Origin of the sequence: Paraburkholderia sp. SECH2 (assembly GCF_030464795.1) — a bacterium.
Lineage (GTDB): Bacteria > Pseudomonadota > Gammaproteobacteria > Burkholderiales > Burkholderiaceae > Paraburkholderia > Paraburkholderia aspalathi.
Genome location: NZ_JALPRH010000013.1, coordinates 134,837 through 159,602, shown reverse-complemented (window position 1 = coordinate 159,602; position 24,766 = coordinate 134,837). Strand labels below are relative to the sequence as shown.

The window sequence follows — 24,766 nt, the reverse complement described above, 5'->3', positions numbered from 1 at the left end:
GTCGGGATTGTCGAACACGCAGACTGCGAGCCAGACATGAGCAAGCTCCACTCCCTTACCGTGCTGCGCGCAATTGCGGCCACGACGGTCATCTTTTTTCACATCCTTGCGCCGACCGGACACACGTTCGGCGAATTCGGCGTGGACATTTTCTTCGTGCTCAGCGGGTTTGTGATCGCACTCGTGCTGGATAGCCCCGGTATGACCGTAGGGCGCTTTCTCGCAGACCGCATTGCCCGAATCGTGCCGCTCTACTGGCTGCTGACATTCAGCGTATTAGCCGGCACCCTCATCGCCCCGTCTTTGTTCAATTCAACGACGGCCAACTTCGGAAACCTGCTCAAGTCGCTGCTTTTCATTCCCTACCGCAAGGAAAGCGGCGAAATTTTCCCGATGTTGTTCGTCGGCTGGACGCTGAACTACGAAATGATGTTTTACGTGGTTGCGGCAGTGTCGCTGATACTGATGCGCCGCCATCGACTGCTATTCGCGTCGGCATTGATCTTCGCAATCTTTTGCGCATTAAAGGCCTCAGGCTCGCACGGCGCGATTGCCACGTTCTACTCCTATCAGCGCGTATTTGAGTTCCCGCTCGGCTTCGCGAGTTATTGGCTCTGGAGGCTCGGGGTCCGGATCATACCGGTCCTTGCGGGCTGTATCGTGGCAGGCGCCTACGCATGGATGGCATTCGTGGACTGGCACGCAATGGCGAATATCCCATTGCTGTATTACGGTATTCCGGCGTTCCTGATGGTCATTGGCAGTCTGAGTCTCGAATCGAAGATGGGGTCTGGCCTGTTGACACGTGGCGCGATATTCGTCGGCAATGCCAGTTATGCCGTCTACCTGAGCCATCCATACTGCGTCGAAGCAGCGCGCAAACTGCTGCCGAGGGCTATCAATGATTTTGACGTCACTGCGCCCATCGGCGTGGCGGCCATCATTGTCCTGGCGACAGCGGTGGGCGGCATACTCTACTGGTTCGTCGACCGACCGCTGCACAAGAACGCGCGCCGGCTATTGCAGCGGCTAGCGAAGATACCGTTGCGTGGAACAGGCCACGCAGGACTGAACCAGCCGGTCATGGCCACTCATGAAGCCCGGGCCCGCAACGTGCCCGTCAAACAGGACGCGAGCTGACTGGCGAACCTTGCCGAGAGGTTGGCACTGGCGGCAATCAAAGCTGATCGGAGCCGGCGCGAACCGGCCTCACCTCAGTTGGCGACTCCGGCTATGCCGCCCTGTTCGAGATCGAAGCTGCTCATGCGTGGCAGGAGCACTCAGATTTGCCCCCCGCCCTCGATGTCCTGCATGAGCCACCTAACGACGTAGCGCGAACCATCGGACGTCAAGTGATCCCGGTCCGCGTACATAAACGCCCCGCCCTGCCGTGCGTAGCAATTCTGCGCGTCGCACAGAAGCGGAACCGGATTGAACACCTTCACGTCGGGAAACCTGGCCAGCACCGCTCGGATGCGCGTTTGCACGGCCCTCAGCCGCTTCTCCACTTTTGCGCGTGGGACCGCGCAGGGCGAGCGCACGGAAAATTGCACGGGGCGGCGTACGCAGGCGTTGGGATCGAAATCCAGCTCCGGCGTGTCGAGCACGAACACCACGTGCTTACCCGCAGCGGTAAGCCGGCCCAAGGTGCGTTCAAGACCAGCGAGATAGACGTCCAGGTTGCTCTCTTCGTCACGCTGGCCCAGCGTCGGATTAGCCCGACCGCCGCCCGCAGCCACGAGACGGATATAGCCACCCTGACCGTAGTCGAAGCCGCCCGTGATCGACGAAATGGCGTAGCTCGACAGCACCACCGAACGGATGTCGGACGATTTCACGACGTAATCGAGCACGCCGCCGAACAGCGCCGCGCAATGCTTGACGTGCTCGCCAAGGTAAATGTCAACGTCGGAGAACGGTGGACAGTTGCCGCTACCGACCGCAAACAGCCCAATCCCGTTGGATGCCAATGCCGGCTGCAGCCCTTCGTACAAGTGATTGGCGTGACTGTCGCCGAGCAGCGCCACCTCGGGACGTCCGTTGGGCGCGGGAATGACGCAGAATTCCGAGCCTGGGAAGGTCTTCTTGCATGTGTCAGTGAGTACCCAGTGTTGCTGATGTGCGCCGAAGCTCGCGTCGGGAAAACGGTCCGGCAAGCCGTTATCGCTCGAAATCGCGTAGCTGGACAGGCCAACGCCCGTCATCATCGCGACTAGCACGCTCGCAGCACGCACAGGGTGGCACCGCACCGTGCGGCTGAAGCGCGCGGGCGTCTCGATAAAGCTGAGTGTGATGGAAGACAACGCAAAAGCGACGACGACGGCGGCGACCAACATCGTCGCCGTTGGCGTGCCGCCACTCAAAAGATGCAGAAAGACCAGTATCGGCCAATGCCAGAGATAAAGCGGGTAGCTGATGAGTCCGATGTAGACCAACGGCTTAAGGGCAAGCACCCGGCGGTTGAACCAGGCCGCCGGGCCTGCGGCAATGATGAGCGTGGCGCCGCCGGCGGGTAGTGCCGCCCGCCAGCCCGGAAACACAATCTTCGGATCGAACAACGCAAGGCTGGCGGCAATGAGGGCGACGCCTGCAAACGAGGCGAAATCGCGCAGCGTCAAGCGCCATGCTAACGCCGTATCCCTTGCAAGCGCGGTGCGGCGTTCGCCGGAATGAAACTCCACCCATGCAAGCGCGGAGCCAAACAGCAATTCCCAGAAACGCGTGACCGGCAGATAAAATGCCGCGATGGCGTGCGTACCGCTCAGGAAGATGCTGCTGGCAAGTGACAGCACGATGCCCGCGGCGATCGCAATTGTCGCCACGCGCCGACTCACGAATCGCCAGAGCAGAAAGAGCGCGATCGGCCAGATGATGTAGTACTGCTCCTCCACGCCGAGCGACCACAGATGCAGGAGCGCGCTTGTCGATGCCCCCTGCGAAAAGTAGTCTCGCGTCATATAAAAGTAGATGTTCGCGACGAACGCGACGCTCGCAAGTGCATCCGATGCGAGCTGCTTGAGTTCACCCGACGCCATCAGCACGATGCCAGCCGCGAGACTGGTGACCATCACGGTGATGAGAGCCGGGTAGATGCGCTTGATACGCCGCGCGTAGAAGTCAATGAGGCTGAAGCGTCCCTGATCGAGCGTCTCGATGATGTGCTGCGAAATCAGGTAGCCGGAGATCGCAAAGAATATATCCACGCCGGCGAAGCCACCCGCCAGTGTCCCAGGGAACGCATGGAAAATGACCACTGAAATAACCGCGGCCGCGCGCAATCCATCAATGTCCGGCCGATAAGCCTGTACAGGCTTGCGCGATGTGACGCTCATCGATGTCTCCCCTCGAATGTCCGCGTGGCTGCGAGCCTGGCCAACGGCAAATCCGCTCGATGACGACGCGCGACGCAGCGCGCCGTTCAGGCTGCTGGTACATGGTATCGGCTCGCCATACGCGCACTGCTACCTACCCCACGCAAGCGCATACATCCCAGACGCTCTCGCACCCTGTGTGGCGCACCGCACATACGGGATACGATTCGCGAGCGCTCGATATGCGTGTATTTGCGTGTGCGGTAGGCAGCAGTGCTGCGTCTGCCAGACCAATACCATGCCTTCTACATGGTGGCTGGAATTGCTTGCGGCATCCGCAACTTTCAGCCAGAGGCCAGACAACGGCAGTTGGCCCCAGCATAGACACTGAGGACGGAAACACTGAGGATGGAAACCGTGAAAATAAGCCACGACAGAGGCCCCTCTGCCGGCAAGCAATCAAAAGTTTGCCTGATCTTCGCCACGCGGGGCCGCGCCGAGCTCCTTAAGCATGTCATCGCCTTCGTCGATCTGCAGACTGTCAAGCCGGATCTGATCATCGTCTCTTGCGTATCGGATGAGGATATTGGCGACCTTCCAACCCAACCTGGCATGCTCGTCATCAAGGGGAAGCCTGGCAGTTCCGCGCAACGCAATACCGCATTGAACCATGTGCCGGAAGACTTCGACGTCGTGATCTTTCTGGACGATGATTTCCTGATGCACAGCACCTGGATTTCGGAAATCCTCAAGGTCCTGGATAGCGATCCCTCTATCGCCTGTGTTACCGGAACGGTACTCGCAGATGGCATCCATGGGCCGGGTTATTCGTTCGAAGAAGGACGAGCTATCCTGGCCGGGACGCGTGAAACCCCGGAAAGATTGATTGCAACTCCGGCCGGTGCTCCCTACGGGTGCAATATGGCGTTTCGAGCCCGCAGCATTGCAGGCCTCCGCTTTGATGAGCGCCTTGTTCTCTATGGCTGGCAGGAGGATCGTGATTTCGGAGGCCAGATATGGAATCTCGGCCGTCGTGTCGTTCGCGTTAATACCGCACTCGGAGTGCACCTGGGAGCCAAGCGTGGGAGGGTGTCTGGGCGCAAGCTAGGCTATTCACAGGTCATCAATCCACTCTATCTGGTGAGAAAGAAAACGATGCCTTTGCGCGTTGCGCTCGACCACGTTCTGCGAAATGTTGCCAGCAATATTGTACGAAGTATTGCACCGGAGCCTTGGGTCGATCGTCGCGGTCGTCTGAGCGGCAATCTGATCGGCCTCTGGGACTTCGTACGAGGAAGGCTGACACCTGAACGAGCGGCAAAGTTATGAAAACTATCGAACATAAGACGATAGCGTTAGATTGCAAGCCGGCATTCTTCCTGTACCAGCCGCGGATCGTCGAGTGATTGTTGAGTGCGCCGCACAAGCCGCCGCGCGGGGTTAAAAGGCAGGCCAGGCGCACTCTCCCACGCGGCTCTTCGCCAGAACCCTACCCGCGGCGTTTCGGCTGCGCCACAAATTCAACAGGCTCTACGTCGACAGGTTCTACTACGTTACGACTGGGCCAGACATAGGCAGAAGAGGCAACCCGTCCCTGACGCCTGAATACGCGTCTTGACGCAAGCGGCGAGAGTGCCCCCGCTGCGGCCGCAAACAGGTAGAAACACGAACCCAGCTCAAACACCCCAGCCGAAGTCGAAGCGACGATCAATGCCGAGATCATGCTATGCCGAGCCGCGTAGCAGACGGCGCGTTCCGTGATTGGGTAATGGGCTGGCATCGGCGAGAGCAGAGACTTGCCAACGAACATCCCATAGCAGACCGCACCCACGATACCCAGACTCCCCAGCAGTACCACCAGGAAGCTCGATGCGCGAATGCTGCCCAATCCGACGCCTATCCCATAGGTATCGAAGAAATTGGTCATGCCCTGAGTGTTCCAACTCATTCGTTCAACGCCGGATGAGCTACCAGCTTTGCTCAATATCGCCGCGTCGACGAATTGCCCGAGCGTATCCACCACCCCCGGCAGGAAGAGTATGACGTAGAGCACACCCAGCACGCCCATGCAAGCAGAGATGATCCACATGCGATGCTTGCGCACAGCGGCGTCACGCGCGACAAGATGCGGCCTGCTGAACACCAATACGATCAGATACCCAGCCATCCCGACATAGGCGCTTCCCGAAGTGGACAGCAGCATCAGTGCACCCGTCGCGACAGCAAGTGCGCCGGCCAGTTTCGGACGCCACCCGACCAGCCATAGATTCAGGCAAAAGACAAAGAGCGGCAGCGTGAAGGTTGAGAACGCGGAAGTCTCGCTGAACGTGCCGCTGATGCGCACCAGTCCACCCAATTCCTCGCCGCTCAGATCGGCGAACTGTGCTGTCTTGACGAGCGAAAGAACATCAATGCCGACAATGTGCGAAACGGCATCGATCACGCCTGCGAGCACGTCGAGCAGAGTGAGCAGGAAGATCGCGTTCGCGAAGGTCCTGTACGCGCCACGACATTTCAGAAATGCATACATGCAGCAATACACCACGACATCGCCAATGCAATACACCACCTGAGACAGATTGCCCGAGACTGGGCGGAGCGGCTGTAGCAGTATCAAGTCGGTACTGCGATCGACGGGAAACACGAACGTCGTACCGAGTAACAGGCGCGGCAGCAGGATGGCGCCCACGCTTGCCCACAGGCAGTTGCAGAGCAGCCAGAAACCCGGCTTGTCCATCGAGAACGCATCGCCAAGCTTCTTCCCGCCGACAAGATTGAAAGCCCTCAAGGCGAAGAATGCGAGAAAGAGTTGTGGCGGCAAGATGCCGATACCGCCCAATCCCAACGCGAGCGCACAACCGAACAGCGAGTAGACAGCCATTCCGTAAATCACGGCGCGATGCGACGTGTAGAGCGCCACCATTCCGGTGACGAACACAATGATCCCGAATATCGTCAGTTCCACTTGCTTGAACCCCTATCCGTCCGCCGCACGCTCATGCGCGAACGATCTTGTTGCTGCGCCGTCTCATGCGGAGCGTCGGTACTGGAGCGCCGGCGGTGTATCGGCAAACCCTTTGTTGTCATGCATCGCGCGTTCCACGACATCCATGAATTCGTGTTTGAAACGTTCCGCCGTAAAGCGCAAGGCATTGCGGCGGCAGACTTCCCCACGAAACAGCGGGCGCGCTTCGAAACGCTCCACCGCATCGACGATGGACGCCACATTCTGCTCATCGAAGAAAAGCCCCGTGCCGCGCTCCGGATCCGCCGAATCGACGACGATCTCCCGCACACCTCCACGGCCCAACGCGATGACCGGGGTGCCGCAGGCCTGTGCTTCGACTACCGAAATGCCGAAGTCCTCTTCCGCGGCGAAGACGAAGGCGCGCGCGCGTTGCATGTAGTCCACCAGCACCGCATCGGGCTGATAACCGAGCAGCGTTACGTTAGGCGTCGCGCATGCTTTGGCGCGCGCGAAATCGGGGCCGTCACCGATCACCACGAGACGCCGCGAGGGCATCGCCGCAAAAGCCTCGACGATGAGCGGAATCCGCTTGTAAGGCACCATGCGCGAGGCAATCAGATAGAAGTCCTCATGCTGCGTGCCAAGCTCGAACCGCTCGACATCGACAGGTGGATAGACAACGGTGGCGTCACTACCATAGGCCTTCCGGATGCGTCTTCCGACGAAGGCCGAATTGGCGACGAAAGCGTCCACACCATGTGCGGTGCGATGGTCCCAGATACGCATGTAATGAAGCAGCAGACGCACGATCCAGCTCTTCATGCCGCGCTGCATGCCGGCTTCGGCCAGATATTGATGCTGGAGATCCCACGCATAGCGAATCGGCGAATGCACATAGCTCACGTGCACCTGATGCGGCCCGGTCAGCACGCCTTTGGCCACAGCATGGCTCGACGAAATCACGAGATCGTAGGCCGATAGATCGAACTGCTCGATCGCCAGCGGCATAAGCGGAAGGTAGCTGCGGAACGATTTGCGCGCCCGCGGCAAATGTTGAATGAACGAAGTATGGGCGCGTTTTCCGCCCAGCACGCCCCGCTGCGACTCCGGAAAGAAATCGACGATACTGTAGAGATCGGCATGGGGAAACAATTGAAGAATCTGTTCCACCACCTTTTCCGAACCCGCATATGCAGCGAGCCAGTCATGCACGAGGGCTACCCGGCCGAAGCGACGTGTGTCGTTTGCAAGGGTTGCGGCAAGCGTTACATTAGCCACGGCGATATCTCCTCGATCAGCTTGACTGCGGTGGCACGCCAGGTCAGTTCCGCAGTACGCGCACGGCCCCGCTCGCGCAGACTCGCACGCAGCGCGGCGTCGCTGGTGATCTGTTCAAGCAGGTGCGCTAGTTCCGCGGGATCATCCGGCGAGGTGTAGAGCACGGCATCGCCACACGCTTCCAGCACGGCCGGCAACCTCGAAGCAATGACAGGACAGCCGAGAGCCAGCGCCTCGACCGGCGGCAGCCCGAAGCCCTCATAACGTGACGGATACACGAAACACGCCGCGCGCCGGTACAGCGCCGCCAACTCGCCGTCGCTCACGTAACCGAGGTGTTTCACGAACGCGGGCAACGCATCCCGGCCCGCTCCGTACACCCGCGAATCCCCGCCGCCCACCACCACGATGTCGAACTGCGCATCGTTGATGAGGTGCGCGGCCTCGGCCACGAGACGGAAATTCTTGTGCCGGTTGAGGCTTCCCACCGCCAGCACGAATGGACGTCCATTCAGCGTGGACTCCACTGCGCCTTGATCCTGTTGCACACGCAACATGTGCTCTCCGCTCTCCGGCACGACACCAATCTTGCCGGCAGGAATCCGGTAAGCGTCGCACAACTCGCGCCGCGAGAATTCCGACACGGTGAGCACGCGCTGCGATACCCGGCCGATGCGTGGTGCCATCAGGCGGTACCAGGCGACAAAGGAACGGCTGTAACTGTCGGGCACGCGTGCGGGCGCCGCGTCGTGCAGCACCGTCACCTGACGGCCGTACATCAGCGGCCCGGAGTTGCAGAGATTGAGCAACAGGCGGCCCGATGCCGCCTGTGGTAACGCGAGTTGTTCCCAGCGCAGGCCGCCGCCTTTTCCGCTCCCCCGCAGCCCGACGTGCCGAAACGGATTGACCATGCCGGCCAGTGCTTCGGGTACGACGATTTCGGTCCTCAGTCCGGCGACGAGCGGATCGTCCAGTTCGATCAACTGATCGAGCGCTCGAATGGTCTCGAATGCGAAGCGATCGACGCCCGTCGCGCGGCGCCCCAGAAAACGGCCATTGATTACCAGATTCGGAGTATGCAGGGGTTTCATCGGCGGGTTCCGGGGCATCGCTCAAGGTACGTCGTTACGCGTGCGCAAAGTCACCGCGACACACAACCAGATTCGACAGACCGCGTCATACAGGTCATATGGCCCAGAGTGTGACCGACCCGCAGCCAGAAAAATGTTCGCCGTCGCTCATGCAACGCCAGTTTTCACACCGGGCCCCGTTCGCCGGCAATCGCATAGGTGAACCGGAACGCCCGCGCGTACAAAAACGCAGCCCGCCGCGGCGGGCCGGGCGGGCCAGGATATCCCTTTGCCTCGGAGACCCACACCTTCGCGCAGCATGTCACGTCCTATCCGTTCGCCGTCGCACACACGAAGGACGCAACAACGTATCAAGATGATCTTTGAATGCGTCTCCAACAGAGGCCAAACCATCGAGATGCCGGCATCGCGCAACGCGCACGGAGCCGGCAGCCCTCTCACACAAGGAATCCGCCGTGAAGCATCCCGTAGCAACCACCCGTGTCCTGCCCGCCAACACAGCCGTCTCGTCCGATTCGCGATCCGCGAACCGGACGAAAACATACCGGTGGTTCGGCACACGCGCCGCCGAAAGCGTCGCAGCAGGCATCTGCGTGCTCGCGTGCGTATCGACGGTGCAAGCCAGCGATGCTGTGCGAGCCATGCCTGCCGACACCTTCATCGAGACACTCGCTGTCATTACCCACGTCAACTATACCGATGGCGCCTATGTCAACGTACGTAACGTCGCCGACGATCTGGCATGGCTCGGCATCCATCACGTGCGCGACTATGCGCCCGGCAGCAGTCCGCCGTTTTCAAGCTATGTCTATCTCGCGCAACACGGCGTCAAATTCAACTTCCTGACGGGCTCGAACTTTGCGGAGTCAATCGGACAGGCTGCGAAATTGAACGTCACAGTGCCTGGCAGTGTCACGGCCATCGAAGGTTTCAACGAGATCAACAACTGGCCGATCCCCTATCACGGCCTCACGGGCACCGCTGCCGGGCTCGCCGTGCAGCGCGAGATCTACGCACGTGTACACGCCACGCCGGAACTCAAGGGCGTGCACGTCTACGATCTCACCGGCTACGACGAGAAGTCAGTCGAGACGCGCGCAGATTCCGCCGATTACGCGAATCAGCATGTCTACCCACAAAACGGCGAACAACCAACCTATAACGCGAACGGCGACAGGTGGATGGGCGCGGCCATTGATGCCGTCAAGAAGTTTCAGCTGCCGCTCGTCATCACCGAATTCGGCTACTTCTCGATGCCTCAGGCAGGCTGGTACATGCTCGGCGTCGACGAGCCGACCCAGGCCAAGGGTGTTCTCAACGGCTACATGGACGCGGCGGCGGCGGGCGTAAAACGGACCTTTGTCTACGAACTGCTCGACCAGAAACCCGATCCGCAGAACAAGAGCGGCGAAATGCACTACGGACTCTTTCGCAACGACAATAGTCCCAAACAGGTGGCCCACGCGATTCGCAATCTCACGTCGATACTGAACGCTGGCACGACACTGCGCGCGAACGGCACAACCGGCGCGGTGCGTGGCACCCTCGCTTATAAACTCTCCGAAATGCCGGTATCGGCGAACAGTTTGCTGCTGCAGAAAAAGGACGGTCGCTTCGTACTGGCGCTATGGAACGAAACGCCGATCTGGGACCGGGCGGCGGGGACACCGCTCACCAGCCCGCCTGCCTCTGTCGAACTTGACTTCGGCGTGAAAGCGAGCCGTGTTGACCTGTACGATCCGCTCGTTTCGGCGGCGCCGCTCGCCAGCCATCGCGATTTGCGCCAACTCACCGTGAACGTACCTGACCACGTCATTCTGCTCGAAGTCACACTCGCGGACACGCCGGGAACCTGAACGCGTTCGCCAGCGCCTGACCGCTATCCCGAGGCTGCCGATTCGAGCGACGAGCCACGGGTGTACGGGCGTATCGCCCCGTACGGCGACCGTCCGCGAATCAGCTCCACTAGTTGCTGAATCGCGTACCGACACACATACTGCGCGCTCGCGCCCCCTTGCAATGTCAGGCCTCAGTCCCCTTGGCGGGTACTCCGGTGGTGTAGCTGGAATATCCGTAGGCGGCGTACGCTTTCCCGTAGCGACCTGGTCTCGACATCGCGTCGTTGAAAATGACACCGCGAATCGGCACACCGATCTGCTCGAACCTGCGCGTCGACTCGCGCAGTTCCTCCACCGTTGTCACGCCGTGTCGTGCAATCACGAACACCATTCCCGCAATCGAAGCCACAATGCCTGAATCGGCAACCGGCAGAATAGGCGGCGCGTCGATCAGGACCACGTCGTATTCGCTGTCTACCTGCTGGGCGAACGCGAGGAAGTTCCGATGCTTGAGAATTTCGCTTGCGTTCTGTATGTATCCTCCGTTCGCGATGAAATCGACACCTGGCAGAATGCCGCGGTGTACAGCATCTTCGAACGTCTTGTCACGCGTCACGATATTGGTAATGCCAGGGCTGCATGGAACTCCAAGATATTGGTGCAACGTGCCCCTTCTCAGATCAGCATCGACCAGCAGCACACGTTGCCCCGACGCCCCGATCAACGCCGCGAGATTAACCGAGACGAATGACTTGCCCACAATGGGCGTCGGCCCGGCGAGCAAGACAATCCGGTTAGGTGCGTCGACGAGAGCAAACTCAAGCGCGCTTCTGAAGCTTCGCAGACTTTCGATCGCTGCATCGCCCGCCGCTGCGTGCGCCAGCACAAGATTTGAATCGGTGTTGCGTAGAAGACTACGGGCCAACGTTTCCTGTACTCTGCTGCGAGGAATCGTCGCGTACACGGACAGCCCCGTGCCGGTTTCAATTTCGTTCTGAATGGTGACGCCGTCAAAGAGCCTTCGCTTGAGCAATACCAACACGACGCTCGCGAACAGGCCCGCCATCAAGGCTCCGATAATCGCAAGCACGCGTTTCGGCCGAATCGGACTATCCGGCACGATAGCGGTATCTACCAATCGCACATTCGACACCTTCCCCGCTTTGAGAAGACGCAGTTGCTCACGGGTGTTCAAGAGGTTCGTGTAGATGGAGGTATCCACCTGAACCTCTCTCTGCAGCCGCAGCAGGCTCTGCTCCATCGGCGGCAGTTGCTTGGTCACGGAAGCAATGCCTCCAACCTCCCTCTGAGCCTCGCTTAATTGGTCGTTGACGGCGATCACTGCCGGGTTTTCCGATGTGTACCGCGCGAGAAGCAACGCTCGCTGCTGCTCAAGGTCGGCGACCTTGCTTTTCGCCTGGGTCGACCGTTGCAGAAGCGCGGCTGCTTCCGCGCTAAGATCCACTGTCCCGTTCTTCGCCCGAAATGCGTTGAACTCGCTTTCCGCGACCTCCAGTTTGGACTTCAGTTCAGGCAATTGAGCATCGAGAAATGTGATCGACTTCTGTGCCTCTTCCTGAGTACGCAAGACATTTTGCCGAACATACGCCGCACCGATCGCATCGAGAATAGCGCTGATCTTTTTCGGATCGGTGCCCTCCAGAGCTACGCCGATCACATCAGATTCCTTACCTTTCTCCGAAATCAACAAGCCCGATTGCACACGCTGAATCGCAGCAAGCTCCGAAGTCCGAACAAGTTCGAAACCGACGCCCGGCTTTCCGACGATCTGGTCCACGAGGAGATCAACTGGCCCTTCGGCCGTTTCAGCGTGCAACAGTTCACCGACGCGCCCGGGCAACTCGATGCTTTTGTACTTCAGCAAATAGTTGCCGTTCTTGTGCAGTGTCAGGATAAATGTCACGCCTTGCAGTGCATCGGGCACATCGAATTTCGAAACGCTGATCCGCTCATAACCCCATGCATAGCCGCCCATGCCGGAGTGGGCCAGATCACTCAGGTGGCCAGCAATCCACCGGCCGACTACCGGAAAATACCGCGGCGTCGCGCTGAGGCTGAGTTGCGCACTGGTCACGGCTCCCGCGATCACCAGTCTGGAGCGCAACACCTCGATCTCGGCCGAAGCAGCCGTCTTGACAGCGAACATCGACTTCACGTCACCCAAGGCGTCCTTGGCGGCATTCGGATTCTCCTGAACCTGGATCAGAATATCGGCCTGATACACCGGCGCCGCGAGCAGTGCATAAGCCGCACCCATAAAAAGAAAGCACGCGGTGATCAGCGCGATCATGCCGCGGTTCTGATACAGGACGTCCAGAAAGACGCCAAGATGGTCCGCCTGTTCGGGGACTACATCTATGGTATTAATTGACGGGTCATGGTAATTCATGTGCCTTCTCCCCTATTCCCAAACGTTCCGGCAACGCCTGCTTTCGCCATCGCTCTGCCGGATGCACTGCCGCCAGGCCAAACAGATTTTTGGTTCATTAGTAACCGATGGCCCGGCCAGCAGCTGCCGCCTGTGTACTTGGCACAATCAAACCGATCACGCGGCTCCACCTGACAAGTGCAGATGCATCGACAAACACCACGTCATTTGGCTTTAGCTCAAAGCCATCCGCAGTTGCCATCGCAGCCGGAGACCCGGCATTCAGGTGAAAGACCACCGGCTTACCCACGTCGCGCCCGCGCACGACAAAGACCTGCGACGCATCTCCCGAGGTTTGACTGATGCCGCCGGCGTCACCTAGCGCTTCGTTCAAACTCATTCGACCGTTGTTGAACGTCAAACTCCCCGGACGTTGGACTTCGCCAAAAACGTACACTTTCGTGTCGGTCTGCGCGAAGACGCGCACCATATCGCCTCTGCGCAGTTCGATGTTGTCGGGGTTCACGCCCTTTGCAATCATGCCGGGGATATCAACATTCACGGTCTTGTCGCCACGCGTAATTGCGACCATCGACCTGTCCGCGGTAGGCGTAAATCCTCCGGCACGATTGATGGCTTCGGGCAAGGTCATCGGCATGTCGTTGAGAACCTGCACGCCGGGATTCCTGATTGCGCCGTCCAGATAGATCCGCTTGCTTCGATAAGTCTCAATCCGCAACGTCACCTGAGGTTGGCGCACGTAACGGCTGAGTTTTTGGGCCAGCAGATCACGCGCCTCCATTTCGGTGAGCCCTGCCACCTTGAGTGGACCGATATAGGCATACTGGATCATGCCACCCGAGTCGACTGTATAGCCCGAGGTCATCGAACCTGCGCTGTTCGCTTCAGGTCCGGCGGACGGCGAGGAGCCCGGCATATTCAGCTCAGGGTGATCCCATACGACAATGCTCAATATGTCGCCGGCCCCTAACGTGTATGGCGCTGGCTTCGCGAACAATTGCGTGACTTCGTCAGGCACCGCCTTCGAGCGTTCGGCGCGTTCCTTTTCAACCAGATCGTCGGTGATTTCGATCAGGCTGCCCGTGGGGAACGCATCCACACCCTTACCCGGGTGAGCGTCTGCCGTCGCGCGCACGCTGCTGCTGGCGAGACCGCTGCCCCCCTCCGCTTGTCCCGGACCAGACGTTCCGGATGGGGGACTGAATGACATCCCCGGTGACCATGCACACCCTGCCAGGCATACCGCCAGCGCAGCGCCGGTGACTGCAGTCCTGACCTGTTGTCGGCAGCTTGCAGCACGAGTTCGCCTGAATGAATCGTGCACCGGGTCTGCTCGATCTTCAACCAATACGTTTGACTCTTGCGCGTTCGTGGTCCTTTCCGAACCCAACTTGTTGCGTAACATCATCGCTACTCCCTCTGTCGCGCGTCCAACCTGATGCCCCCGTTGCAACGCGCACATCACTATGTAGAATTTTTTCTTACTTTTTGCTGGCGATACCCAGCCGCCCCACGCCGCCCGGCCTTATAGCCTTCGATCAACCCGTCACCTCCGATTCAGTACGCGCCACTCCCCTTGAAGACCACCTTGAAAGTCCTAAAAAGAATGGCGACGTCCCGGAGCAACGACCAGTTCTTCACATAGGCGACATCCAGGGACACCCGCGTCGCGTAGTCCGTCGTACTGCGGCCGCTGACCTGCCACAGGCCTGTTATGCCGGGTTTGGCCATCAGGTAGTACATGACGTTTGTTCCATAGCGCTCCAGTTCCTGGTCGATGATAGGGCGCGGTCCGACCAGGCTCATATCGCCGCGCATCACGTTCCATAACTGCGGCAACTCATCTAGACTGGTACGGCGTAGAAACCGGCCGATACGGGTGACCCGCACGTCGTTCTTGAGCTTGAAATCACGTTCCCACTCGGCACGCGCCTGCGGATCGTTTTCAATCAAGGTCTTGAGCACCTGGTCTGCGTTCACAACCATCGAACGGAACTTTAGGCAACGAAATTTCTTCCCTTTATGCCCCACACGGACGTGTCCGAACACGGCCGGGCCTCCATCGCTCAACACGACCGCCGCGAGCAAAACGAGGACCGGCAGCAGCGCGACTATCAACGACGCACTGACCACGACGTCAAAGCTGCGCTTGACGACCTTTCGTACGGCTCCAGCGCTGTCCAGGCCATATTCGCGGGGCGTCGTATCGATTTCGGCATCGAAGCCCGAAGTGCCGGCGAGCCGAAGTCCCGCGAAACGGGCAAGTTTGAATTCGCCGAAGATGAGCGTATGCGAGCCGAGCAGGGATATGCCGGTCGTGAGCGTCCAATAGAGGAACCACTGCAACGGCAACTGGTTCTCACGATGAATTGCATAGAGCAACCCAAGGCCGCAGAGCTGGACAGCGAGCCACGCGAATGCAGTGCGGCTCGCAAGGCCGAACACCGCCCGCGTACGCCGCGCAGGGTAGGTTCCGCAAGCCGGAAACACGGACAGAGCAAGGGCAGCAACGAACGCGACGAGCGACGGATCAAGCTCGTGTGGATGACCCACTTGCGGCAAGTTCAGGTGCAACGCGCCAAACGCACCCAGTACGATCAGTGCGATGTCGGTCAATCGATGGACTAGTACTGACATTTCTGTTACCCCAGACCTTAACGTTCCCCGCGACGATCACTCCCGACTCATCGCCGCCCACGGCTGCCTGATTTCCGTCGAACCGGCCGTAGGACCAGCAACGGAAATCTCGCCTCCCGCATCGCTAGCGGCGGGACGCACTCTGTCGTCCGCGCCGATATATCTCTTCGACCGCCACCGTGTCGATCGCGAACGGCAGCCTGCCCAGGGTTTCGACTCGTCTACGCGCGCCCAGCGCGGAGGGAGTCTGCACCTTGGTCCGATGTGCATTTCGTGTCGCTTCACGTCACGGTCTTATCCACTTGATAAGCAGTACTTCAGTCCACAGCAATACGCTACGCCCTCGACCGGATACATTCCGTGCGGCATCACACCAATCAGGTTGTTTAGACGAAGTTCGCATTTTGGATGAGTAACATCATGAAAGCCGGCGGGCGACTTAAATCCAAAGCGCCGTGGCAGAAGCCTGGCGCTCGCCCAAAAAAAGGCGATGCGGGTAAACTATCCCTTAGTATTATTTTTATTAGTCATGCGAATTAATATTGTTTATATATAGCGAAAACACATTTCCCACTTCGCACCGTCGATTCTCTATATTTAGCGAGATCTCATAGAAATGCGCCGACGTCCGTTCGAAAACGCACAGCTAGCGCCTTTGCCACTTTCTTGCTAATCGCACGGCGCCCCGCGAGAATATCGCTGACCACCGTTGGCGAGGCGATATCCGCCAGGTCCTTTTGCTTGAGACCATGCGTTTCCAGCAGGTGGCGTAGCACTTCACGTGGTTCTGCACTGGGGAGAACCACATGACGAGTTTCCCAGCAGTCGATCAGAGCGGACAGAACGCCGAGCAGATCCACCAGCGGATTGCCCGTGTCACCCTGGGGATATTTCGTCAGGGCATTCGCGAGTTGCGTCATCTCCTCGTATTCCTGCTCGGTACGAATGGGTTTGATAGACACCTTGCTCTGCAACGCAGCCCAAGCTTCTGCGATGTCAGGGACCTGGCCCAAAAGGCGATCGGCATTCATATTCTTTGAATTCTCCTTTTGAGAAGATCGTATTCTTTCGGTGTTGGGTAATCCAGCCATGCCGTAACGCGACTCCCCCGCAGTGATGCCGTGCCGCTCTGTCATAACTCCATCTCCGCAAGTAACGGCAATTGCTATTGCTCATCTCTCAATTTATTTAGTAAGACGAATTTTTAACAATTCAAAATCACTTTTATCAATCCAACCCGTTTGGCGTGATCGGCGCACAGTGCTTGAAGATGTCGAGCCGATCGGATGGATCGGCATTTCGATATTTCTCGACTATCTGTTTGCGCACGCCTTCTGCTTCTGCTGACGCCATGAGCCAGTCGGCGGCAATCGTCACTTTCACGATGTCGCCCTACGCGCAGCAGTCCAACTCCACGAAACCGAGTTTAAAAGGAGTGTCGTCAGCAGTGCGTGCGCGCGGCCACACTCCGCAATCGAGAAACGGCCAAAAGTGCGTGCTCGTCGATCAGCCGCCAAGGTCTGACACTGTTCGCAGCCCCGGATAGCACGCCATGGTCACAGTCGAGCGAAACCAGCGCAGCATGTGGGCCGCAACCAGAACGTCAAATAACGGGGGCAACAAACGGATCGGGGGGCCTGCGCGCACAAGAGAGCACGGGCCGACGACCGGGAAGGTAGGCAGCGCCAGGCGGCGGAGACATTGGGGTTGCGCGCTCGCGCCACCAGGCGAATATGTAGTGAGCCCGAACGCTCGGAGGGGGGAGCCGGATCACGGCACCGAGGCAGCAACAGCCGCCGGAGACATAAAACAAGGCATCGCACCGCGCTCGACGCCGTGCGATGCCTTGAATACGCAGCGTTAACTGAGGGCGTAGCGAATCGCCTCTACGCCTGTATCAGTGCCGAGCAGACACAGATTCGCTCCGCGTTCTGCGAACAGGCCAACGGTCACGACGCCCGGCCATGCATTGATCTGTGCTTCGAGTGCACGCGGATCGGCGATCTTCAGACCTTTGATGTCGAGGATCTCGTTGCCGTTGTCCGTGATAAACGGTGCACCGTCCTTCGTCACGCGCAGGACCGGCACGCCGCCGAGCGCCGTCACGCGGCGGCCGATCGCGGTACGCGCCATCGGCACGACTTCGATCGGCAGTGGGAAGTTGCCGAGCGTGTCGACCAGCTTGCTCGCATCGGCGATGCAGACGAATACGTCCGACACCGACGCGACGATCTTTTCGCGCGTCAGCGCGCCGCCGCCGCCCTTGATCATCGCGCCGCTGCGGTCGATCTCGTCGGCGCCGTCGACATACACCGGCAACGTTTCGATCTCGTTCAGATCGAGCACCTTGAAGCCGTGCGATTGCAAACGTGCGGTAGTGGCGAGCGAGCTCGACACCGCGCCACGATAGCGGGTCTTGCTGGCGGCCAGCGCGTCGATGAAACAGTTCGCGGTGGAGCCGGTGCCGACGCCGATCACGGAGCCTTCCGGCACGTTGGCGTTCACATAGTCAGCGGCGGCCTGGCCGACCAGTTGCTTGAGTTCGTCTTGGGTCATGGGGAATGCAGGCGAGCAGTAAAAACGACAAGTTTACCGGAGTTTACTTCTTCACCGAACGCTGACGCACCGCTTCGAACAGACAAACACCGCTCGCCACGGACACGTTCAGGCTTTCGACCGTGCCCGCCATCGGAATCTGCATGACCACATCGCAGGTATCGCGCGTGAGGCGGCGCATGCCCTCGCCTTCGGCGCCCATCACCAGTGCGACCGGACCGTCGAGTTCGGTCTCGTAGAGGCTCTTGGTGGCCTCGCCGGCGGTACCGACCACCCACACGCCCGCGTCCTTCAACTCACGCAGCGCGCGCGCCAGATTCGTGACGGTGATGTACGGCACGGTGTCGGCCGCGCCGCTCGCCACCTTCGCAGCGGTCGCGTTCAAACCCACTGCGCGGTCACGCGGCGCGATCACCGCGTGCGCGCCGGCCGCATCGGCCACGCGCAGGCAGGCGCCGAGGTTGTGCGGATCGGTCACGCCGTCCAGCACGAGAATCAACGGCGAACCGTTGATGCCGTCGAGCAGTTCGGCCAGATTCTGCGCAAGCGGCATATCGCCCGCACGCGCCACCACGCCCTGGTGCCGCTCGGTATGCGAGAGGCCCCACAGACGCGTTTCGTCGGCGGCGATCAGACGCACGCCGGCTTCTTTCGCCGCGTGCAGGAACTCGGTCATGCGACGGTCTTTGCGCGTGGCGTCGTAGTAAACCTCTTCGACCGTCGACGCATCGTGCCGCATACGTGCGGTCACTGCGTGGAAACCGTATAGAACCTTGAGACGTGACATGACTGACAAACCTTTGATTGAGCGCGCCCTGACAGCGCGCTGCTGTGATGAATGCGAACCTGCTTACTGTGTTGCCTAAGTAGCGTGTCTCGCTACCTGACTTGATTGCGATGAAACGAAGACCGCGCGCAACCGGTACGTTTCTACGTACCCGATGCGCGCGGTTCAAGCCGTCAAACGACTTCAGCGCTTCTTGCGGGCCTGCGGTTTCGAGGCCGACTTGGCCGGCGCGCCGCCGTGTTTCTTCGCTGCACCGCGTGCCGCGCGCGCTTCCTTGACGGCTGCGGTTTGCGCCGGCGCGGCCTTCTTGCGCCGGCCGCCCGGCGCTGCCGCGCCGCCCGCACCGCTATCCGCCGGCGGCAACGAACGCACGCGTGCGCCGCCGCTTTCACCGGATGTCTTGTCGGCAAGAGCCGGACGACTTGCCGGCGGCTTGATCGGCGTATCGCGCACGAGGCGGAAGTCGATCTTGCGCGCATCGAGATCGACGCGGCTCACCTGCACCCGCACCCGATCCGACAGGCGATAACGAATACCGGTACGCTCGCCGCGCAACTCGTTCTTGATCTCGTCGTACTGGAAGTAGTCCGAGCCCAGTTCGGTGACGTGCACGAGGCCTTCGATAAAGAGCGAATCGAGTTGCACGAAAATGCCGAACGACGTCACGCCGTTCACCATGCCGCCGTACTCTTCACCGAGCTTGTCACGCATGAAGTAGCACTTGAGCCAGGCTTCCACATCGCGCGATGCCTCATCCGCGCGGCGTTCGTTCGCCGAGCAATGCAGACCGAGTTCTTCCCAGATCGCCACGTCTTTCGACTTGTTGCGAACGCCGTGTTTTTCCTCGTCGGCCTGCTGCATCGCGCGGGCGCGCGGCGACAGCGCCGTGTTCAACTCGACGCCTTGCGGCGGCTCCGGCTGATACTTGCGGCCTTGCAGAATCGCGTAGATCGCGCGGTGCGTGAGCAGGTCGGGATAGCGGCGAATCGGGCTCGTGAAGTGCGCATACGCCTCGTACGCGAGACCGAAGTGACCGATGTTGTCCGGACTGTAGACAGCCTGTTGCATCGAACGCAGCAGCATGGTCTGCAACATCTGTGCGTCCGGCCGTTCGCGGATCTGCGCCATCAGCGCGGCGTAATCGCTGGCGTGCGGCTTGTCGCCGCCAGCGAGCGAAAGGCCCATGCCGCGCAGGAAGGTGCGCAGATTCTCAAGCTTCTCGGCGGTCGGCCCGGCGTGCACGCGGAACAGACCCGGGTGCTTGTTGCGCTTGAGGAAGTCGGCCGCGCAGACGTTCGCCGCCAGCATGCATTCCTCGATTAGCTTGTGTGCGTCGTTGCGGGTGCGCGGAATGATCTGTTCGATCTTGCCCTGCGCATTGCAGACGATGTACGTCTCGGTCGTATCGAAGTCGATCGCACCGCGCTTCTGGCGCGCGGCGAACAGCGACTTGTAGACGCCATACAGATTCTGCAGTTGCGGCAGCAAGGCGGCGCGACGCGCGGCCTCCGGGCCCTTGGTGTTTTTCAGCACCGCGGCCACTTCCGTATAGGTCAGCCGCGCCGCCGAGTGCATCACGCCCGGATAGAACTGATACGCCTTCACTTCGCCACGCGCGGTGACGATCATGTCGCACACCAGCACGCAACGGTCGACGTTCGGGTTCAGCGAGCACAAACCGTTCGACAGCTTTTCCGGCAGCATCGGAATCACGCGGCGCGGGAAGTACACCGAGGTGCTGCGTTCCAGCGCGTCGGCGTCGAGACCGCTTTTCGGATGCACATAGTGCGAGACGTCCGCGATCGCGACGATCAGGCGGAAGCCTTCGCCACGGCCGACCTGAACCGGCTCGCAATAGACTGCGTCGTCGAAGTCGCGGGCATCTTCACCGTCGATCGTGACGAGCGGCACGTCGCGCAGATCGATGCGATGACGCGCGTCGACCGGACGGACTTCGTCGGGCAGCCGCGCGGCTTCGTCGAGCGCCGACTGGCTGAATTCGTGCGGCACGCCGTACTTGCGCACCGCGATTTCGATTTCCATGCCGGGGTCGTCGATATCGCCGAGCACTTCCACCACGCGGCCGAGCGGCTGCGAGTGACGGCTCGGGAAATCGGTGAGCTCGACTACCACCACCTGGCCGACCTTGGCCTTCTTGGTGTTCTGCGCGATCAGGATGTCATGACCGATGCGCTTGTCTTCAGGCGCGACGATCAGTGCCCCGTTCTCGTTGAGCAGGCGCCCGATCACGCGCTTGTTGGCGCGGTCCGTGACTTCGACGATATGCCCTTCCGGCCTGCCGCGGCGGTCATAGCCGACAATGCGCGCGAGCACGCGATCGTTGTGCATGACCTTCTGCATTTCGCCGGTGGGCAGGAACAGATCGTCCTGACCGTCGTCGCGAATGAGAAAACCGTAGCCGTCACGATGGCCCTGGACGCGGCCCGCGACGAAGTTCGACGGATGGGTCAGCTGATAGAGATTGCGCTGATCGAGCCGGATCTGGCCGTCGCGCTCCATGGCGCCTAAGCGCTTGAAAAATCCTTCGCGCTCCTGGCGCTTGATCGACAGGGCTTCGGCGATGTCGTTCGCGGCAAGCGGCGCTTCACTCGTGCGCAGGACGCCCAGGATTTCTTCGCGGCTCGGGATCGGATACGGGAATTTGCTCAAGGGCTTGTCGATGATTTTTTCTCGTTGCATGGACGTCGGTCGGCGATGTGGCTGGGCTTAAGAGGCGCTTGGGTTGCGCTTAAGTTGCACTTGCGATTGCACTGGAATGACTGCTCGGGTCCGGCTCGTTCAAGTCTGAGTCCGACGGGCGTGTGCACCGTGCCAACGAACTACTGCGAGGCATTCTAACACCCGTCTTGTGCGCCAAGCGGCCCGTCAATAGTCGCTGTGAGGCGCACGCAGGTTCGCTGCGGCGATGTTTAAGCGACTTTTGAGAAACGCTTGACAGCCCTGAATCTGTCGCTATAATGGCGTTCTTTGCTGTTCATCACCTGCCCAGGTGGCGAAATTGGTAGACGCACTAGGTTCAGGTCCTAGCGGTGGCAACACTGTGGAGGTTCGAGTCCTCTCTTGGGCACCAGATTCAAAAGTAAAGCCGCCTGATGTTTCACATCGGCGGCTTTACTTTTTGTGTGAGGCTATGTGGTCCGATTCTGGTTTTTCGGTCGGATCGGGTGGTTAGCAGGACGGTTGCGTCAACGCGAGTTGGCGGTGATTGAGCAGTGAAGTTTTACTTCGCTGCGCGACACAACCGGGTGGTTGATGAAGCGATAGTCAGTTTGTATGTAGGGATTGACACGCTGCATCAGCGCGCTAAAATGGCGGTCTAGCTTGAAGACGTGCCCAGGTGGCGGAATTGGTAGACGCACTAGGTTCAGGTCCTAGCGGTGGCAACACCGTGGAGGTTCGAGTCCTCTCCTGGGCACCAACAGTTGTTCCGGCTTAGTTCCAACTCAAGCCGAAGAAGTCCGAGAAACCCCGTAAGATCAACGTCTTACGGGGTTTTTTGTTCTCTACAGATCCCTTGCGTTCCGCTGACATCGACGATTTTTGCGTATACACGGAATCGAGATGTCAGGCCATGCCCAAACGCGTCGAACCGAACTCTGATCGCCAAACCGCGCGAGCGCCCGTATCTGCTCGCGGATGGGAATGGCTTGGCCTTGCGCATCTGGCCGGGCGGGAGCAAAACCTGGCTGTTCCGCTATCGACGGCCGAGTACGGGCAAGGAGAACTTCCTCAGCCTCGGCCCCGATATCACACTCGCCGATGCGCGTCGGTCGGCCACTACCGCACGCAAAACTGGCACACGCCAAACGTGGCGATGTACAAACGGCCTACGATAGAACAACGTTTGACGACGATCGTCGCAGGGTCATGCAGGAGTGGGCCGACTATCTTGATCGGCTAAGCATGCCAACGACAGAAGCTGGATCAAGCAAGCGGACCGGAGCGGCATGTCCGCTCAATCGTCAATCGCGTGCCGCAACTCCGACTCTGACTTCCCTCAGGTCACGCTGGTCCAGCCGATGATCAACCATCATTTTCCTGTTCAGCGTCATATCTTTCGCGCAACGGTTTTGTTATATACAAGATCTCGTCCAAGTCCTCGAATACGACGGACCGAAGCCGTATTGTCATGGCCTTGGACGAGGCAACACGCACGTTCCTACGCAGCGTAGCATTGCGTCGAAATTGGCAGGAATGAGCGAACGCATCGGCACCTTGATCGGTCACGGCCCGACAGTCGGTACATACAGGGAAAACCTGCTACAGACAGTTTTGCGGAAGCATCTTCCCACGTACTATCACGTTGCGACGGGGTTCATCAATGGTTCCCCGCCGCAAGTCGATATCCTGATCTATGATCAGGTCGACTACGTCCCAACATTCCGGGAGGGTGTCTTGGTGTCCGAGGTCAGGTCTAAGGTGCACATAAGAAAGGTAGCGCTGCGCGCTGTCCTTACCTCGTCGAAATACCGCATACGAACCTGAGCTTCGAACGCTCCTACTTTGACACGGCCACCGATTCCACTCCTTTCCAGTGTCCGTCAATAACCTTGAATATCGTCACGCGTGCAATCCGAAGGTCACCTTTGTCATCGAATGAAATTTGGCCGGTGACACCGTCAAAGCTTACTTCCCGGAGCGCAGCCTGGATGTCTGAACGCCTCACTGAATTTGCTGCCTGCATGGCCTTGATGAGTGCCCACGTGGCATCGTAAGCGTAGGGCGAATACAGGACAGGTTTCCCGTATTTGGCAAACTTCGTCGTGAACTCTTTGCCCTTCGGCATAGCGTCGAGGGCGAAGCCAGATTCGGATGAAATATTGCCAGCTGCGTTCGCAGGTCCACCTGCAAGCTCGACGAACTTGTCGGTCTCAATGGCGCACCCAGCAATGAGTGTTTTGCCCATCCCCAGCCCGACCATCTGCCTCCGCATGGGTCCGGCTTGAGCATCAACACCCGCGTAAATCAGAACGTCTGGGTTGTGGGACTTGAGTGCCGTGAGGATGCCTCGAAAATCGATCGTCTGCGTCGTGACGTACTGACGGTCGACGGGGGTCAAGTTTTTCGCCTTCAACTGCTCGACCACATCGTCCGCGAAGGACTGACCATAGGCGCTGCGATCGTCCACGACGGCAATACGTTTGGCGTGCATATTCTCGAGCACGTAGGCCACCAGGACTCTGACCACGTCATGGTCATCACCGATGACACGGTATGCGGTTTGAAAGCCTTGTCTGGTGTACTGCGAGTTCGTCGATGCAGGTGAAATCTCGGGCATGCCCGCATCGGAATATATCTTCGATGCGGGCAAGGTCGCACCGGAATTCAGATGCCCTATGACGCCTACTGCGCCACTATCAACCAGCTTTTGTGCGACGCTCGTCGCAGTCTTTGGATCGCCCATGTCGTCTTGCGACTCGAGTTCGAACCGCACCGACTGGCCACCAATACGCACGCTGCTAGAGTTGGCTTCTTCGATTGCGAGTTTTACGCCGCTTTCTCCGTCCTTGCCGATTTGAGATACAGGGCCTGTCATCGGTCCTGCGTACCCAATTTTGACCACTTGCTGCGCGGCCGCCGTCGTGCCACACGCGATGAACAGCATTTGGGCGATGACGCCAGCAACGATATTTGATTTCATGTCTCTCTCCAAAGCTGTTGGAATTATCATTTCGGGCCAAAACACAGCGGTCAACTCGAAAGAACTGGTGCACTGCATGAAAAAAATCATGCATAAGCCATTCCCTCTTACAGCAATTGACGTAGCTTCGACTCCGACAAACATACTGACTGCGCTACGCGTACCTATGTAGCCTGACCGGCGCCTCACAAGATAGACGCTGACCTAAGCTCGGCACTCTCCCCACGC

The 24,766-nt window shown here is 59.4% G+C and carries 18 protein-coding genes and 2 tRNA genes; 7 read left to right on the top strand and 13 right to left on the bottom strand.

The genetic code is table 11. The features are described from left to right. The first annotated feature begins 36 nt into the window (after window positions 1-36). A complete protein-coding gene (locus M0D66_RS21810; RefSeq protein ID WP_093632542.1) occupies window positions 37-1,140 on the top strand; it encodes an acyltransferase in 1,104 nt (367 codons plus the stop codon). A 140-nt stretch (window positions 1,141-1,280) separates the two neighbouring features. Here the strand turns inward: M0D66_RS21810 and M0D66_RS21805 are convergent, their stop codons facing one another. Next, window positions 1,281-3,332 (bottom strand): acyltransferase family protein, encoded by a 2,052-nt coding sequence (locus tag M0D66_RS21805; RefSeq protein ID WP_266211564.1) that lies wholly within the window; start codon window positions 3,330-3,332, stop codon window positions 1,281-1,283. Between the two features lie 387 nt (window positions 3,333-3,719). On the opposite strand from M0D66_RS21805, the gene M0D66_RS21800 reads away from it, so the two are divergent. After that, entirely contained in the window at window positions 3,720-4,640 is a 921-nt protein-coding gene (locus M0D66_RS21800) for a glycosyltransferase family 2 protein (protein ID WP_266211563.1), read from the top strand. Between the two features lie 160 nt (window positions 4,641-4,800). Here M0D66_RS21800 and M0D66_RS21795 read toward each other — a convergent pair whose 3' ends face one another. The 3 genes from M0D66_RS21795 to M0D66_RS21785 all read right to left on the bottom strand — a co-directional run bounded on the left by M0D66_RS21795 (window position 4,801) and on the right by M0D66_RS21785 (window position 8,648). Then, window positions 4,801-6,276: a hypothetical protein gene (locus M0D66_RS21795; protein WP_266211562.1), complete on the bottom strand. Its 1,476-nt coding sequence runs from the start codon at window positions 6,274-6,276 to the stop codon at window positions 4,801-4,803. A gap of 63 nt (window positions 6,277-6,339) precedes the next feature. Then, window positions 6,340-7,557: a glycosyltransferase family 4 protein gene (locus M0D66_RS21790; RefSeq protein WP_266211561.1), complete on the bottom strand. Its 1,218-nt coding sequence runs from the start codon at window positions 7,555-7,557 to the stop codon at window positions 6,340-6,342. Continuing rightward, entirely contained in the window at window positions 7,545-8,648 is a 1,104-nt protein-coding gene (locus M0D66_RS21785; RefSeq protein ID WP_054034696.1) for a glycosyltransferase family 1 protein, read from the bottom strand. The genes M0D66_RS21790 and M0D66_RS21785 overlap by 13 nt, the downstream gene beginning before the upstream one ends. Window positions 8,649-9,103: 455 nt before the next feature. Here M0D66_RS21785 and M0D66_RS21780 point away from each other — a divergent pair, with 455 nt between their 5' ends. Then, complete coding sequence (locus M0D66_RS21780; RefSeq protein WP_266211560.1) at window positions 9,104-10,504, top strand: calcium-binding protein; 1,401 nt, start codon at window positions 9,104-9,106, stop codon at window positions 10,502-10,504. Between the two features lie 166 nt (window positions 10,505-10,670). Here M0D66_RS21780 and M0D66_RS21775 read toward each other — a convergent pair whose 3' ends face one another. The 8 genes from M0D66_RS21775 to rnr all read right to left on the bottom strand — a co-directional run bounded on the left by M0D66_RS21775 (window position 10,671) and on the right by rnr (window position 21,576). Beyond that, the gene (locus M0D66_RS21775) at window positions 10,671-12,896 is read right to left on the bottom strand and encodes a GNVR domain-containing protein (RefSeq protein ID WP_093632537.1); all 2,226 of its coding nucleotides are present in this window, start codon (window positions 12,894-12,896) and stop codon (window positions 10,671-10,673) included. Window positions 12,897-12,993: 97 nt separating this feature from the next. Next, window positions 12,994-13,995 carry a polysaccharide biosynthesis/export family protein gene (locus M0D66_RS21770; protein WP_308112698.1) on the bottom strand — a complete coding sequence of 334 codons (1,002 nt, stop codon included), beginning with the start codon at window positions 13,993-13,995 and terminating at the stop codon, window positions 12,994-12,996. A 458-nt stretch (window positions 13,996-14,453) separates the two neighbouring features. Then, a complete protein-coding gene (locus tag M0D66_RS21765; RefSeq protein WP_266211559.1) occupies window positions 14,454-15,533 on the bottom strand; it encodes a sugar transferase in 1,080 nt (359 codons plus the stop codon). A 608-nt stretch (window positions 15,534-16,141) separates the two neighbouring features. Further along, the gene (locus M0D66_RS21760; protein WP_093632535.1) at window positions 16,142-16,564 is read right to left on the bottom strand and encodes a type II toxin-antitoxin system HigA family antitoxin; all 423 of its coding nucleotides are present in this window, start codon (window positions 16,562-16,564) and stop codon (window positions 16,142-16,144) included. 196 nt (window positions 16,565-16,760) lie between these two features. After that, entirely contained in the window at window positions 16,761-16,916 is a 156-nt protein-coding gene (locus tag M0D66_RS21755) for a hypothetical protein (protein ID WP_167378278.1), read from the bottom strand. Window positions 16,917-17,393: 477 nt separating this feature from the next. After that, on the bottom strand, window positions 17,394-18,089 hold the full coding sequence (gene rpiA, locus M0D66_RS21750; RefSeq protein ID WP_093632534.1) for a ribose-5-phosphate isomerase RpiA: 696 nt from the start codon (window positions 18,087-18,089) through the stop codon (window positions 17,394-17,396). 43 nt (window positions 18,090-18,132) lie between these two features. Continuing rightward, a complete protein-coding gene (rlmB, locus tag M0D66_RS21745; protein ID WP_063496380.1) occupies window positions 18,133-18,876 on the bottom strand; it encodes a 23S rRNA (guanosine(2251)-2'-O)-methyltransferase RlmB in 744 nt (247 codons plus the stop codon). A 183-nt stretch (window positions 18,877-19,059) separates the two neighbouring features. Then, a complete protein-coding gene (gene rnr / locus M0D66_RS21740; RefSeq protein WP_200569731.1) occupies window positions 19,060-21,576 on the bottom strand; it encodes a ribonuclease R in 2,517 nt (838 codons plus the stop codon). 304 nt (window positions 21,577-21,880) lie between these two features. Here rnr and M0D66_RS21735 point away from each other — a divergent pair. From M0D66_RS21735 to M0D66_RS37975, 4 genes are all read left to right on the top strand, one after another. Then, window positions 21,881-21,967: transfer RNA gene (locus M0D66_RS21735), tRNA-Leu, on the top strand. A gap of 261 nt (window positions 21,968-22,228) precedes the next feature. After that, window positions 22,229-22,315, top strand: a tRNA-Leu gene (locus tag M0D66_RS21730). Then, the gene (locus tag M0D66_RS21725; protein ID WP_266211558.1) at window positions 22,275-22,733 is read left to right on the top strand and encodes an Arm DNA-binding domain-containing protein; all 459 of its coding nucleotides are present in this window, start codon (window positions 22,275-22,277) and stop codon (window positions 22,731-22,733) included. The genes M0D66_RS21730 and M0D66_RS21725 overlap by 41 nt, the downstream gene beginning before the upstream one ends. A gap of 358 nt (window positions 22,734-23,091) precedes the next feature. Beyond that, on the top strand, window positions 23,092-23,382 hold the full coding sequence (locus M0D66_RS37975) for a DUF6602 domain-containing protein (RefSeq protein ID WP_367619543.1): 291 nt from the start codon (window positions 23,092-23,094) through the stop codon (window positions 23,380-23,382). Between the two features lie 13 nt (window positions 23,383-23,395). Here the strand turns inward: M0D66_RS37975 and M0D66_RS21720 are convergent, their stop codons facing one another. Continuing rightward, window positions 23,396-24,538, bottom strand: a complete 1,143-nt coding sequence (locus M0D66_RS21720; protein WP_266211557.1) for a branched-chain amino acid ABC transporter substrate-binding protein — start codon at window positions 24,536-24,538, stop codon at window positions 23,396-23,398. Between the last annotated feature and the right edge of the window lie 228 nt (window positions 24,539-24,766).

Coding starts and splice junctions, on each gene's coding strand:
- M0D66_RS21810 (WP_093632542.1), top strand. CDS start 37: ATGAGCAAGCTCCACTCCCTTACCGTGCTGCGCGCAATTGCGGCCACG.
- M0D66_RS21805 (WP_266211564.1), bottom strand. CDS start 3,332: ATGAGCGTCACATCGCGCAAGCCTGTACAGGCTTATCGGCCGGACATT.
- M0D66_RS21800 (WP_266211563.1), top strand. CDS start 3,720: ATGGAAACCGTGAAAATAAGCCACGACAGAGGCCCCTCTGCCGGCAAG.
- M0D66_RS21785 (WP_054034696.1), bottom strand. CDS start 8,648: ATGAAACCCCTGCATACTCCGAATCTGGTAATCAATGGCCGTTTTCTG.
- M0D66_RS21775 (WP_093632537.1), bottom strand. CDS start 12,896: ATGAATTACCATGACCCGTCAATTAATACCATAGATGTAGTCCCCGAA.
- M0D66_RS21765 (WP_266211559.1), bottom strand. CDS start 15,533: ATGTCAGTACTAGTCCATCGATTGACCGACATCGCACTGATCGTACTG.
- M0D66_RS21760 (WP_093632535.1), bottom strand. CDS start 16,564: ATGAATGCCGATCGCCTTTTGGGCCAGGTCCCTGACATCGCAGAAGCT.
- rpiA (WP_093632534.1), bottom strand. CDS start 18,089: ATGACCCAAGACGAACTCAAGCAACTGGTCGGCCAGGCCGCCGCTGAC.
- rlmB (WP_063496380.1), bottom strand. CDS start 18,876: ATGTCACGTCTCAAGGTTCTATACGGTTTCCACGCAGTGACCGCACGT.
- rnr (WP_200569731.1), bottom strand. CDS start 21,576: ATGCAACGAGAAAAAATCATCGACAAGCCCTTGAGCAAATTCCCGTAT.
- M0D66_RS37975 (WP_367619543.1), top strand. CDS start 23,092: ATGAGCGAACGCATCGGCACCTTGATCGGTCACGGCCCGACAGTCGGT.
- M0D66_RS21720 (WP_266211557.1), bottom strand. CDS start 24,538: ATGAAATCAAATATCGTTGCTGGCGTCATCGCCCAAATGCTGTTCATC.